The sequence below is a fragment of the Conservatibacter flavescens genome (assembly GCF_002795425.1).
GTDB lineage: Bacteria > Pseudomonadota > Gammaproteobacteria > Enterobacterales > Pasteurellaceae > Conservatibacter > Conservatibacter flavescens.
In genome coordinates this window covers 201,476-214,226 of the sequence record NZ_PHHA01000002.1, presented here as the reverse complement: position 1 = coordinate 214,226, position 12,751 = coordinate 201,476, and the positions used below count along the sequence as shown (strand labels likewise).

Genomic DNA, 12,751 nt, shown 5'->3' with positions numbered 1-12,751 from the left:
TTTATTTTTAGCAGGTGACTATGAAGTTTTTGAAGCGTTGTTATGAAGTTTTTTTCCTTTTACTTGCAGTGACATCCGTTATATTGATGTTTTTTGACCGCCAAGAATATGAGAGCTTCGACAACCTGATTTTGGCTATTTTTTATGTAGAATATTTTATTCGGTTACTCTTTGCAAAGCAGAAATGGCAATTTATTAAAAATCACCCTTTAGATCTATTAGCCCTAATGCCTTTTGATAGCTGGTTTAGAGGTATTCGGTTAATTCGATTATTTTCTGTATTAAAGCTCAACGTTTATTTTAAACAGAAATTTCCCATTCTTATTAAGGTATTCACCAATAACCAGACTGGTATTTTATTATTGTGGCTAGTGGTAATTATCTTTTTAATCAGTGTTCCTATTTCCTATATTGAACCTAAAATGCATGACTATTATGATGCTTTATGGTGGGCAATTGTGACTGTGAGCACTGTTGGATACGGAGATTTAGTGCCGGTTACGCCTATTGGGAAAGTTATTGCGGTTATTTTAATGATTTTAGGTATTGGTACAATGGGTGCATTAATGGGGAATATCGCTCAGATTCTCAGTACACGCCAATTTAAAAATAAGGCTCAGTTACCATTTTATATAAAAGATTTTGAGCGTTTAAATGATGAGGCTAAAGCACGAGTGATTTCACGCTGTCAACGAGAAATTGAACTAGAATTATTTCATCAAACAAATACGCAAAAACAGAAGTAACGATTAAAATTAATTGCGGGTGAAAATATTCGCCCGCTAAATTTCCCTACATACATTCTTACCTATATTTCCTCTGAAAAACTATCAGATTTCACGTAGCGTTATCAAAATTTATACCGGTTATTTTTCTATAAATAATATTATTTATAAGCTGAAATTCTATTTACACAGTTCATTTACCCGTGAGTAATTATAATTTATTTATGTGACAAGGTTTGAAATCTCCTTGTGGAATGCTGTTTAACCAGTAAAAGTGATCTGTGCATAAGTCTGTGATTTACTTAATACGTAGTTTTTACTTACCCGATAACCAATTTCGCACAATGTATATTATGTTAAATAATAAATATAAATGTCACATTGTACATAGCCTATTCCGCCGGTATTTAAATATGTAATAAAAATAGTTAATAAGATCAGGCAAACCAATATTTGTTACCCTGTAAGTTGAATCTATATATTGAAATAGAAATAACGATGAAAATTTGAATTTAATATATTGATCAATACTGATATTTATGGCGTACCACGCATACTTGATTTCTATAAATAAAATTCATCTTGTTATGTGAAAAGACTTAGCGACGTTTATCGTTTAATAATTCTAACGAGAATCTTTTTCCTTAACTAAATAGAAATGATTCCCATTGAAAATATCTTTAAAAATTAATGAGTTATATAAAATATTTTTCTAGTTAACTATTCCCTATTTATAAAAAGTCAGTTAAAATGCTTACATCTTGTACAAAATAAGTACGCTAAACAGAGGGCAAAATATGTTAAATCAATCTATTACTGAAAAACTCAATGAACAAATCAATTTAGAGTTCTATTCATCGAATGTATATTTGCAGATGAGCGCATGGTGTTCTCATCATGGTTATGAAGGCGCCGCAGCATTTTTATTACGCCACGCCGATGAAGAAATGGAACATATGCAAAAATTATTTACTTATGTGAATGAAACAAGTGGTATGCCTGTTTTGGGTAAAATTGATGCGCCTAAAAGTGACTATTCTTCTTTAAAAGAAGTATTTGAAATCACTTTAGAGCATGAAAAACATGTTACCGCTAAAATTAACGAACTGGTTGAAGTAACTTGGGAAAATAAAGACTACTCTACCTTTAATTTCTTACAATGGTACGTAGCAGAACAACACGAAGAAGAAAAATTATTTAGTAGCATTATCGATAAATTCAATTTAATGGGCGAAGATGGCCGTTCTTTATATTTCATCGATCGTGATTTATTAACATTAGAATAAGAGGAATAAACAAATGTTATCAAAAAATGTAATTGACTTACTCAATGCGCAAATGAATTTAGAGTTTTATTCTTCAAATCTCTATTTACAGATGAGCGCTTGGTGTGAACAAAACGGCTTTGAGGGTACGGCAAAATTTTTAGCAGAACATGCGGCTGAAGAGATGCAGCATATGCGTAAATTATTTACCTACTTAAATGAAACTGGCGCAATGGCAGTTATTACCGCAATTGATGAACCGCCTCATGAGTTTGATTCATTAAAACAAGTGATTGAAAAAACATATGAGCATGAGAAATTTATTACCGCTAAAATTAATGAGTTAGTTGGAAAAACTTTTGAAGAAAAAGATTATTCAGCCTTTAATTTCTTACAATGGTATGTAGCTGAACAGCATGAAGAAGAGAAATTATTCAGCAGCGTCTTGGATAAATTAAATCTTCTTGGCACTGATGGTAAAGGTCTATATCAAGTGGATAAAGATTTAGGAAAATTAGTATCTGCCAAATAAAATACAATCCCAGAGAAATTTTCTTCTCTGGGATTTTTCTTCTCTCCTACCCTTTAAGTATATTATTTCCTTTCGTAACACCTTATAAAAAAACAAATTTTATTGAATATTTGGAAATATAAGGGAGTTTTGTGATAAAATACTCAATTATTTTCTTTTTTATTCTATTTTGGTCGTCGGAGGAATAATGACAACCTCAGCAAACAAACGCTCAATAATGACACTTTTTTCTGATAAGTCCGATATTTATTGTCATCAAGTGAAAATTGTATTGGCCGAGAAAGGAGTCGCCTATGACTCAGAAGTGATTGATCCAAACGCAATTTCTGAAGATTTAATGGAACTTAATCCTTATGGCACAATTCCTACCCTTGTGGATCGTGACTTAGTATTATTTAATTCTCGTATTATTATGGAATATCTTGATGAGCGTTTTCCTCATCCCCCACTTATGCCCGTTTATCCTGTAGCGCGTGGTAAAAGCCGTTTGTTAATGTTACGTATTGAGCAAGATTGGTACCCTACTCTATTAGTTGCGGAAAATGGTTCTGAGGCGGAAAAAAGCAAAGCATTAAAACAACTTAAAGAGGAAATTCTTGCCATTGCTCCGATTTTTAGTCAAACGCCTTATTTTATGAGCGAGGAATTTAGCTTAGTCGACTGTTATATGGCGCCTTTATTATGGCGTTTACAAGACTTAGGTGTAGAATTTACTGGCGCTGGTAGCAAAGCGATTAAAACCTATATGGCACGTGTATTTGAGCGCGAGTCTTTTGTACAATCTCTTGGACATTCAACGCCTAAAAATTTAATGGACGATAAATAAGATGACAAAACCTCTCTCCCCAAAACGCCCTTATTTATTGAAGGCTTATTTTGATTGGTTAGTTGATAATGAGTTAACACCTTATCTTGTTGTGAATGCAGAATATTTTGGGGTAAAAGTCCCTACGGAATATGTCAAAGACGGACAAATCGTATTAAATTTATCTATAAATGCAGTAGGTAATTTAGAAATCACAAATGATTTTATCCAGTTTAGCGCGCGTTTTCGTGGCCAGCTGCAAAATATCCATATTCCAATGGGGGCTGCCATAGCCATTTACGCGCGTGAAAATGGTGAAGGGGTGATGTTTGAAGATGAATTACAATATGTTGAATCACTACAAGATCAGCCAATGGGGTTTGAAAATATTGTTGATTCGGACACTCAATTAAAATCCAAAGAAACCAATACAACGAAAAAACGAAAGGCAGACACCTCACATCTTCGCATAATCAAATAAATTGAATTTGAAAAAGCGTGCAGAAAGATGATTTTTGTTGGTTTTGATCATTTACAAAAAACCAATGCGTTTTTAGCTAAAATATGTTAAAAATGTCGTTTTAATATAAATTATGTTGAACTAATTAGGAAGTTATATGTCAAATTTACAAGCGATTATTGAAACTGCGTTTGAAAAACGTGCGGATATTACCCCAAAAACCGTAGACGCTGAGACTAAAAATGCAGTTGAAGCGGTTATTGCTGGTTTAGACAGTGGTAAATTTCGTGTTGCAGAAAAAATCAATGGTGAATGGATTGTTCATCAATGGCTTAAAAAAGCAGTATTACTCTCTTTCCGAATTAACGATAATCAGTTAATTGAAGGTGGTGAGACAAAATACTATGACAAAGTCCCTATGAAATTTGCTGATTATGACCAAGCACGTTTTCAACAAGAAGGCTTCCGTGTAGTTCCACCTGCAGCTGTACGTCAAGGTGCATTTATTGCAAAAAATACTGTATTAATGCCATCTTACGTGAACTTAGGTGCTTATGTTGATGAAGGAACAATGGTTGATACTTGGGCTACAGTAGGATCTTGTGCTCAAATTGGTAAAAATGTACATTTATCTGGTGGTGTAGGAATTGGTGGTGTATTAGAACCTTTACAAGCAAATCCTACAATTATTGAAGATAACTGCTTTATTGGCGCACGTTCTGAAATTGTAGAAGGCGTAATCGTTGAAGAAGGTTCTGTGATTTCTATGGGCGTTTTTATCGGCCAATCGACCAAAATTTATGATCGTGAAACCGGTGAAATTCATTATGGTCGTGTACCTGCTGGTTCAGTGGTGGTATCCGGTAGCTTACCGTCAAAATGCGGTAAATATAATTTATATGCAGCGGTAATTGTGAAAAAAGTTGATGCCAAAACACGTGGTAAAGTTGGTATTAATGAATTACTTCGCTCTATTGAGGAATAATTAAGCACATTTAGGCTAAATTATTATCATTTTGATAAGGATTCTAAGGATTAGATTTTTCTGATCCTTAATTTTATGCTAGACTTTTTGAAGTCCTGACTTTAAAAAGGAAGTATATTTTTTATTATAGACTAATCATACTTAGGAGAAATTATGAAAAAGTCACTATTAGCAACATTAGTTTTAAGTGCAACACTTGCTTTATCTGCATGTAACGATGAAAAAGTTAATCAAGCTGCGGATAAGGTGAAAGACGCTGCGACTGATGTAAAAGATGCAGCAGCTCAAAAAGTAGAAGAAGCTAAAAATGCAGTTTCTGATGCTGTTCAAGCCACAAGTGATAAAGCAGGCGAATTAAAAGATTCTGCGGCTCAAAAAATGGAAGAAGCTAAACAAGCAGTTTCCGATGCGGCTAAGGCAACTGAAGATAAAGCGGTTGAATTAAAAGATGCAGCTGCTCAAAAAGTAGAAGAAGTGAAAGCGGCGGCAGCAGAAAAGACTGCTGAAATTAAAGAAGCAGTTTCACAAAAAACAGAAGAAATGAAACAAATGGCTTCTGATGCAGCGAAATCAACTGAAGATAAAGCAGCTGATACAAAAGATGCTGTAGCAGCTAAAGCGGAAGCAGCTAAAGAAAATGTAGAAGCAAAAGCTGATGCAGTCGCTCAAAAAGCAGAAGAAGCGAAAGCTGCTGCTGCAAATAAATCAGACGAAGTAAAAGCTGATGTAAAAGAAAAAGTAGAAGCTGTCGTTAAAGATGCTGAAGAAGCAAAAGATACTGCAGTAGAAAAAATCAAGTCTGCAGCAGAAAAAGCTGAAGATAAAATTGAAGAGATGAAAAACTCTGCTGAGTCAAACGCTAAATAACAAGTATTTTTTCATACCATAGGCAGTTAAAAACTGCCTATTTTTTTAGTCGCAACATACGATAATCATACTAATGAGGATAAAGATCATGCCTGCTCAGCAATTGATTTCTCAATTAACCCAAATTGTTGGTACACAATATATCATTACTGATCCTGCTAAAACCGAAGTCTATCGTAGTGGTTATCGTTTTGGGAGTGGTAATGCGTTGGCTGTAGTACGTCCTGCTACGCTACTTGAATTTTGGCAAATATTAAAAGTGTGCGTAGAACATGATGTTATTATTATCAATCAAGCTGCAAATACTGGATTAACGGGTGGCTCAACGCCAAGTGGTGATGATTACGATAGAGATATTGTGCTCATTAATACAATGCGAATTAATGGTATTCAGTTAATTAATCAAGCTCAGCAAGTGGTTTGTTTACCTGGCTCTACTTTAAATGAATTAGAAATTAAACTAAAAGCCCATAATCGTGAACCACATTCAGTGATAGGTTCATCTTGTATTGGTGCTTCCGTTATAGGGGGAATTTGTAATAACTCAGGTGGCGCGTTAGTTCAAAGAGGTCCCGCTTATACTGAAATGGCCCTATATGCCCAGTTAAATGAACAAGGCCAATTAGAGCTTAAAAACCATTTAGGTATTGATTTAGGGGAAACACCAGAAGAAATTTTAATCAATCTGCAAGAAGAGCGCTACCAGCGTAAAGATATTATACAAGATTGTGGCCAAGGCCATGATCATCATTACTGCCATCATGTTCGTCAAATAGATGAAGACTCCCCTGCTCGCTTTAATGCAGATCCGAAAAGGCATTATGAAGCCTCAGGTAGCGCAGGAAAGTTAGCGATTTTTGCAGTACGTTTAGACACATTCCCTCTCGAGGAAAAAACCGCAGTGTTCTATATTGGAACCAATCAAACAGAAACCCTTAATGAACTCCGCCGTCATATGCTAGCAAATTTCTCACAATTGCCCATTTCCGGTGAGTATATCCATCGAGATGCTTTTGATATTGCAGCCCGTTATGGAAAAGATACTTTTTGGGTAATCAAGAAATTTGGAACCCATTGGTTACCAAAACTCTTTTCCGCTAAAGCTTATATTGATCGTATTGGTAAAAAAATAGCGTTTTTGCCACCGCACTTTAGCGATAAAGTCTTACAGCTTATTGGCAAAATTTTACCTGAACATTTACCAAAAAGCCTATGGCAATATCATCATCAATATGAACATCATTTGATTGTTAAAATGGGTGGTGACGGTATACAGGAAGCAAAAGACTTCTTTCAACATTACTTTCATGATAAAGCAAAAGGCAATTATTTTGAATGTAATCCAGAGGAAACACAAGCAGCAATGTTACATCGTTTTGCAGTTGCTTCTGCTGCAGTAAGATATCGAGCCATTCACGCTAATGAAGTGGAGGACATTGTCGCTCTTGATATAGCGTTACGTCGTAACGAACAAGATTGGTTTGAAACATTGCCACCTGAAATTGACACGAAAATCAGTCATAAGCTCTATTATGGACATTTTATGTGCCATGTTTTTCACCAAGATTATATTGTTAAGAAAGGCAATGATTGCATCGCATTAGAACATGATATGCTTAAATTACTCGATCAACGAGGCGCACAATATCCTGCAGAGCATAATGTTGGACATCTATATGAAGCAAAACCTGAACTACGAGAGTTCTATAAGTCTCTTGACCCAACAAATAGCTTTAATCCTGGTATTGGCCATACGAGTAAAAAGAAATTCTGGCAAAAATAACCGTTAAGGGCAAAATAGTTTGCCCTTACTTCCCTACTCTAATCTCCCCAACGCTGGAATAAATCTTGTTCTAATTCAATATCCAGTTGATCACACAAACGGTTAATACTTTGATTAATAATATCATCTAAAGTTTGAGGTCGATGATAAAAAGCGGGCATAAGGGGGGTAATTTTTGCACCTATCTCAGCAGCTTGTACCATAAGACGTAAATGCCCTAAATGCAATGGCGTTTCTCGAACACATAAAATCAATGGCTTACTTTCTTTTAAGCAAACATCCGCCGCACGCGTGATTAAATCGTTCGTGTAACTATGAGCAATTCCTGATAAGGTTTTAATTGAACAAGGTAAGATAACCATACCTAAAGTGCGGTAAGATCCTGAAGATATTTTAGCGCCTATATCACGGAAATCATGGTTTTCATCAGCCAAGGCGCGCACTTGCTGTACTGTATAATCCGTTTCGGCCACAATAGTTTGCTTTGCCGCCTGGCTCATGATTAAATGGGTTTCAATATCAGTATTTTTTAGAAGCTCTAACAAACGAACGGCATAAATAGCGCCAGAAGCGCCAGTTATGCCGATGATAAGCCTTTGTTTTTTTCTTAAAGTCATTATTCGTTATGTATCTCTAAATTAGTCGCATCTTTTGCACGTTTTTTCTTTGCACTATCGTTTCGCAAATTCGCTATGTTATCGAGATAGTCTTGAGTGACATCGCCCGTTACATAGAGACCTGTAAATACAGAACAATCAAAATCTTTAATTGTCGGGTTCTCTTCTTGGACGGATAAAGTTAACGCTTCTAGATCTTGAAAAATTAAGCGGTCTACGCCAATTAATTTAGCAATTTCATCAACTTCGCGGTTATAGGCTATCAATTCATGTTTAGTCGGCATATCAATGCCATAGACATTAGGATAGCGGATCTCAGGCGCTGCTGAAGCAAAATAAATTTTCTTAGCGCCGGCAGCTCTGGCCATCTCCACAATTTGCTCAGATGTTGTACCTCGCACAATGGAATCATCTACTAATAGCACATTTTTTCCCTTAAACTCTGCAGAAATCGTATTGAGTTTACGTCTTACTGCACTTGTGCGTTGTGCTTGGCCTGGCATAATAAATGTTCGTCCAACATAGCGATTTTTCACAAATCCTTGACGATACGGTTTATTTAATACATGAGCAATACGCAATGCGATATCATTTGACGTTTCAGGAATTGGAATAACAACATCAATATCTAAATCTTGCCACTCTTTAGCAATTTTTTGTCCTAAGCGTTCTCCCATATGCACCCGTGCAGCATATACAGATACGCCATCAATACAAGAATCCGGACGCGCAAAATACACAAACTCAAAAATACATGGTGTTAATTGTGGATTCTCTGCGCATTGCTGAGCATAGAGTTTCCCATCAAAAGTAATGTAAATCGCTTCGCCAGGTTCAACATCTCGAACAAATTCAAAGCCTGCTGTATCTAGTGCGACACTTTCAGAAGCAAACATATATTCCGTTTTTCCTGAATCTTCACGCTTACCCAAAACAAGCGGGCGAATACCATGTGGATCACGAAAAGCGACCATTCCATGTTGAATGATCATGGCAATACACGCATAAGCCCCACGAATCTCTTTATGAGTTGCTTTAATGGCGGTAAATATATCTTCTGGTGTTAAACTATCTTTATCAATTTGATCAAAATGATAAGCCAAAATATTTAACAATGCTTCTGAATCTGAATTTGTGTTGACGTGACGACGAGCGCGTTTAAACAAAACTTCTTTTAGCTCTTTTGAATTAGTTAAATTACCATTATGTACCAAAGTTAATCCATAAGGAGAATTTACATAAAATGGCTGTGCTTCTGAAACACTTGAACTTCCAGCTGTAGGATAACGAACATGGCCAATCCCGGTATTGCCCTGTAACCTTAACATGTGAACCTGTTGAAATACATCACTGACTAAGCCATTTGCTTTACGCAAGCGAAAACGATTTTCATCATCTATAGTGACAATACCTGCTGCGTCTTGTCCTCGATGCTGTAATACAGTTAATGAATCATAGATAGATTGATTCACAGGCTGATGACTGACGATTCCAACAATACCACACATAATGTGTTACCCTCTCATTATAAATAGATTAAAGATTTGATTTTAAAAAACTCGAACTGGCTTGTAGTTGTTGGAAGAACCACTCAACGACAAAACCAAAGTGCGGTATTAATTTAGATTCTTTCCACCATTCACTTTGATTAAACTGAGTAAATGTGTCTACAAAAAATAATAAAGCCGCGACAATGAGCACACCACGCAATAAGCCAAAACACGCTCCTAATACGCGATCAGTACCAGATAATCCTGTTTTATCAACTAGTTGACCCAACATATAATTGACTATCGCACCAACAATTAACGTGGCGATAAATAGAATCACAATAGCGACACCATTACGAATATATGTAGATTCAATTTGAGTAAAATAATTGGCTAAATAAGGGTAAAACTGGCTTGCAATAAAAAATGCTACTAACCAACTTGCAAGAGACATCACTTCCCTTACAAAACCTCTTAATAAGCTCACAATTATGGAAAATGCGATTATGCCAATAATAATATAATCAATCATGCCAATCTCTCATTTAAAACTCTATACGGGATTATCTTGGCTGCAACTATTTTAATAAAATTTGATAAAAAAGAAAACGTTTGCGTATGCAAATTTTCCTACGTAACGAGTTGTTGGTGAAACGAAAGTTGCAAATATAGCATTTTTTTCCTTATACTGAAAGAGCAACCCATTCACAATGCATTAACATTTGTTTTTAGAAATGATATGATGTTTTTATTTAGGACATAAGCACACATTTTATGGTAACACAACAAGAATTTAGAAATGCGATGGCGCACTTAACCGCCCCTGTCAACATTATTACCACAACGGGACAATTTGGCACTGTAGGATTAACAGTTTCCGCAGTTTGTTCTGTAACCGACTCTCCTCCAACAGTATTGATGTGCATTAACCAAAGTAGCGAACTTCATGATATTATCGCGAATAATGGTTTAGTGTGTATCAATATCTTAAATAGCGAGCAGCAAGAATTAGCTTTACATTTTGCTAATATGAAAGACAGCACTATGGCTGAACGTTTAGCTTGGGATATTTGGTCGATTAATGAAAAAGGGCTTCCAATACTCACTGAAGCCGTTGCCAATTTAGAAGGGCGAATTGTGAACCAACACCAAATGGGCAGTCATTCTGTTTTTATGGTGGAAATTGATGATATTCAAATAAATAGTCAAGCAGCATTGGGCTATTTTAATCGCCAATTTCATACACTGCCACACCTATAGTTTACACCTCTTGCCAAAAAGTGCGGTCTAATTTTTGTTGTGCTTTCTTTAAGACTTCAGCAAGGTGTTGATAAGTTGGCACATCTTTTACAGGTGGTAAAAAAACATTCACTTGCTGTAATTTTTGAATAATTTCATAAAACCAGACCGCACTTTGAGGAGATAAAGGGGTATTCGCACGTTTTCCAAGCCAATATAATCCCTGCATAGGCAATAACAAAGCAAAAAGCGCTGTTAACACAGCCGCTGATGTAGATACCATGCCGATGCTATAAAATTGTTGCCACACTAATGCAAATACGGCAAGAAAAGGCATTGTTTTTTGAGCAAATTGGGTGGCTTTAATAATTCTATTTTCTGGAAAAATGATACCTAGCTTAGATTCTAAAGGCCAAGTATTCAAATATTGCTGCCCATCTTTAAAAATACGCACTATCGACATAAATGACACTACCCTTTCTTGATATAATTTATGCTCATTGAAATTTCTTTCATTCTAACATAGCACAAATAAAAGATTAATCTAACTTTTATGCTTTGAATTTTTCAACGCCATTTCATTTTTATCAACATTTTTTAAAAAATTAAACTTTTTTTGAGTTAAATCGTGTTTTTATACTGTTCAGTAATTTATTTTAGTCGCTAAAAGGTGTATTCTATATAGGATAAGCTTTTATGGCTGTTCGTTCTCTGAGCGAATTCTTTTAACTCAATCAAATAAGGTTATATACATGTCTCAAAAATTGATCCTTATCTTAAATTGTGGCAGTTCCTCATTAAAATTTGCCATTTTAGACCCTCAAACAGGTGATGAGAAATTATCCGGATTAGCTGAAGCATTTTTCTTACCAGAAGCACGTATTAAATGGAAATTAAATGGTGAAAAAGGACAGGCCGAACTTGGTAGCGGTGCTGCACACAGTGAAGCACTAAATTTCATGGTAAACAATATCCTTTCCCTTGCTCCTGAACTCAAACAAAGTATCGTTGCCATTGGACATCGAATTGTTCATGGTGGTGAAAAATTCACATCTTCTGTCGTGATTACTGATGAAGTTGTCCAAGGTATTAAAGATGCAACACAATTTGCACCATTACATAACCCAGCTCATATCATTGGTATTGAAGAAGCGTTTAAAATCTTCCCTGAATTAAAAGAAAAAAATGTTGCTGTGTTTGATACCGCTTTCCATCAAACTATGCCTGAGCAAGCTTATTTATATGCATTGCCTTATTCTTTATATAAAGATCACGGTGTTCGTCGCTATGGTTTCCATGGCACAAGTCACTATTATGTGAGCCGAGAAGCTGCGAAACGTGTTGGCGTAGCTGAAGATAAAATCAACGTGATCACTTGTCATTTAGGCAATGGTGGTTCAGTCTCTGCTATCCGTCAAGGAAAATGTATTGATACTTCAATGGGATTAACGCCATTAGAAGGGTTAGTCATGGGAACTCGTTGTGGTGATCTCGATCCTGCCATTATTTTCTATATGCATGATACTTTAGGTATGAGCGTTGAGGAAATTAACACTACCCTAACCAAAAAATCAGGTCTACTTGGTTTAACTGAAGTAACCAGCGATTGTCGTTATGCAGAAGATAACTACGATAAAGAAGCACCAGCAAAACGCGCCCTTGATGTTTTCTGTTATCGTTTAGCAAAATATATTGGCTCTTATATGGCGGTTATTGGCGATCGTCTAGATGCCATTGTGTTTACTGGAGGAATTGGTGAAAACTCCGCTCTTGTGCGTGAAGTGACATTAAACCATTTAAAACTTTTTGGCTATGAAATTGATCAAGAGAAAAACTTAGCCGCACGTTTTGGTCATGAAGGCGCAATTACAAAAGACGGTACACCGTTAGCCATTGTTATCCCAACCAATGAAGAGCTTGTTATCGCTCAAGATACTGCTCGTTTATGTATTAAGTAACTTTCTCAAACTGCCGAACATCATC

At 35.8% G+C, this 12,751-nt stretch carries 14 protein-coding genes; 10 read left to right on the top strand and 4 right to left on the bottom strand.

What is annotated here, in order from left to right; all coding sequences use genetic code 11:
- Positions 1–20: 20 nt before the first annotated feature.
- The 8 genes from CVP05_RS01030 (at position 21) to dld (ending at position 7,422) form a co-directional block, all read left to right on the top strand.
- On the top strand, positions 21–746 hold the full coding sequence (locus tag CVP05_RS01030; RefSeq protein ID WP_100287702.1) for a potassium channel family protein: 726 nt from the start codon (positions 21–23) through the stop codon (positions 744–746).
- Between the two features lie 776 nt (positions 747–1,522).
- Positions 1,523–2,011 (top strand): non-heme ferritin, encoded by a 489-nt coding sequence (gene ftnA, locus CVP05_RS01025; protein WP_100287701.1) that lies wholly within the window; start codon positions 1,523–1,525, stop codon positions 2,009–2,011.
- A 13-nt stretch (positions 2,012–2,024) separates the two neighbouring features.
- The gene (gene ftnA / locus CVP05_RS01020; RefSeq protein ID WP_100287700.1) at positions 2,025–2,522 is read left to right on the top strand and encodes a non-heme ferritin; all 498 of its coding nucleotides are present in this window, start codon (positions 2,025–2,027) and stop codon (positions 2,520–2,522) included.
- 187 nt (positions 2,523–2,709) lie between these two features.
- Positions 2,710–3,348, top strand: coding sequence for a stringent starvation protein SspA (sspA, locus tag CVP05_RS01015; protein ID WP_100287699.1), 639 nt, complete (start codon positions 2,710–2,712; stop codon positions 3,346–3,348).
- Between the two features lies 1 nt (position 3,349).
- Positions 3,350–3,808, top strand: a complete 459-nt coding sequence (locus CVP05_RS01010; protein ID WP_100287698.1) for a ClpXP protease specificity-enhancing factor — start codon at positions 3,350–3,352, stop codon at positions 3,806–3,808.
- A 136-nt stretch (positions 3,809–3,944) separates the two neighbouring features.
- A complete protein-coding gene (gene dapD / locus CVP05_RS01005) occupies positions 3,945–4,772 on the top strand; it encodes a 2,3,4,5-tetrahydropyridine-2,6-dicarboxylate N-succinyltransferase (protein ID WP_100287697.1) in 828 nt (275 codons plus the stop codon).
- 153 nt (positions 4,773–4,925) lie between these two features.
- Complete coding sequence (locus CVP05_RS01000; RefSeq protein ID WP_243389183.1) at positions 4,926–5,639, top strand: hypothetical protein; 714 nt, start codon at positions 4,926–4,928, stop codon at positions 5,637–5,639.
- 88 nt (positions 5,640–5,727) lie between these two features.
- Positions 5,728–7,422, top strand: coding sequence for a D-lactate dehydrogenase (dld, locus tag CVP05_RS00995; RefSeq protein WP_100287696.1), 1,695 nt, complete (start codon positions 5,728–5,730; stop codon positions 7,420–7,422).
- 38 nt (positions 7,423–7,460) lie between these two features.
- Here dld and CVP05_RS00990 read toward each other — a convergent pair whose 3' ends face one another.
- From CVP05_RS00990 to CVP05_RS00980, 3 genes are read right to left on the bottom strand one after another with little or no spacing between them, the layout of a single operon-like run.
- The gene (locus tag CVP05_RS00990; RefSeq protein ID WP_100287695.1) at positions 7,461–8,039 is read right to left on the bottom strand and encodes a UbiX family flavin prenyltransferase; all 579 of its coding nucleotides are present in this window, start codon (positions 8,037–8,039) and stop codon (positions 7,461–7,463) included.
- Positions 8,039–9,547, bottom strand: a complete 1,509-nt coding sequence (purF, locus tag CVP05_RS00985; RefSeq protein ID WP_100287694.1) for an amidophosphoribosyltransferase — start codon at positions 9,545–9,547, stop codon at positions 8,039–8,041. Before purF ends, CVP05_RS00990 begins: the two co-directional genes overlap by 1 nt.
- A 28-nt stretch (positions 9,548–9,575) precedes the next feature.
- A complete protein-coding gene (locus CVP05_RS00980) occupies positions 9,576–10,061 on the bottom strand; it encodes a CvpA family protein (protein WP_100287693.1) in 486 nt (161 codons plus the stop codon).
- A gap of 242 nt (positions 10,062–10,303) precedes the next feature.
- On the opposite strand from CVP05_RS00980, the gene hpaC reads away from it, so the two are divergent.
- Positions 10,304–10,789, top strand: coding sequence for a 4-hydroxyphenylacetate 3-monooxygenase, reductase component (hpaC, locus tag CVP05_RS00975; protein ID WP_100287692.1), 486 nt, complete (start codon positions 10,304–10,306; stop codon positions 10,787–10,789).
- Position 10,790: 1 nt separating this feature from the next.
- Here the strand turns inward: hpaC and yfbV are convergent, their stop codons facing one another.
- Positions 10,791–11,231 carry a terminus macrodomain insulation protein YfbV gene (gene yfbV / locus CVP05_RS00970; protein ID WP_100287691.1) on the bottom strand — a complete coding sequence of 147 codons (441 nt, stop codon included), beginning with the start codon at positions 11,229–11,231 and terminating at the stop codon, positions 10,791–10,793.
- A gap of 289 nt (positions 11,232–11,520) precedes the next feature.
- Here yfbV and CVP05_RS00965 point away from each other — a divergent pair, with 289 nt between their 5' ends.
- A complete protein-coding gene (locus CVP05_RS00965) occupies positions 11,521–12,726 on the top strand; it encodes an acetate kinase (RefSeq protein WP_100287690.1) in 1,206 nt (401 codons plus the stop codon).
- Positions 12,727–12,751 lie beyond the last annotated feature (25 nt).

Bases quoted from the DNA above. Each gene is read 5' to 3' on its own strand.
- CVP05_RS01030 (WP_100287702.1), top strand. From the start codon at position 21: ATGAAGTTTTTGAAGCGTTGTTATGAAGTTTTTTTCCTTTTACTTGCA.
- ftnA (WP_100287701.1), top strand. From the start codon at position 1,523: ATGTTAAATCAATCTATTACTGAAAAACTCAATGAACAAATCAATTTA.
- ftnA (WP_100287700.1), top strand. From the start codon at position 2,025: ATGTTATCAAAAAATGTAATTGACTTACTCAATGCGCAAATGAATTTA.
- sspA (WP_100287699.1), top strand. From the start codon at position 2,710: ATGACAACCTCAGCAAACAAACGCTCAATAATGACACTTTTTTCTGAT.
- CVP05_RS01010 (WP_100287698.1), top strand. From the start codon at position 3,350: ATGACAAAACCTCTCTCCCCAAAACGCCCTTATTTATTGAAGGCTTAT.
- dapD (WP_100287697.1), top strand. From the start codon at position 3,945: ATGTCAAATTTACAAGCGATTATTGAAACTGCGTTTGAAAAACGTGCG.
- CVP05_RS01000 (WP_243389183.1), top strand. From the start codon at position 4,926: ATGAAAAAGTCACTATTAGCAACATTAGTTTTAAGTGCAACACTTGCT.
- dld (WP_100287696.1), top strand. From the start codon at position 5,728: ATGCCTGCTCAGCAATTGATTTCTCAATTAACCCAAATTGTTGGTACA.
- CVP05_RS00990 (WP_100287695.1), bottom strand. From the start codon at position 8,039: ATGACTTTAAGAAAAAAACAAAGGCTTATCATCGGCATAACTGGCGCT.
- purF (WP_100287694.1), bottom strand. From the start codon at position 9,547: ATGTGTGGTATTGTTGGAATCGTCAGTCATCAGCCTGTGAATCAATCT.
- CVP05_RS00980 (WP_100287693.1), bottom strand. From the start codon at position 10,061: ATGATTGATTATATTATTATTGGCATAATCGCATTTTCCATAATTGTG.
- hpaC (WP_100287692.1), top strand. From the start codon at position 10,304: ATGGTAACACAACAAGAATTTAGAAATGCGATGGCGCACTTAACCGCC.
- yfbV (WP_100287691.1), bottom strand. From the start codon at position 11,231: ATGTCGATAGTGCGTATTTTTAAAGATGGGCAGCAATATTTGAATACT.
- CVP05_RS00965 (WP_100287690.1), top strand. From the start codon at position 11,521: ATGTCTCAAAAATTGATCCTTATCTTAAATTGTGGCAGTTCCTCATTA.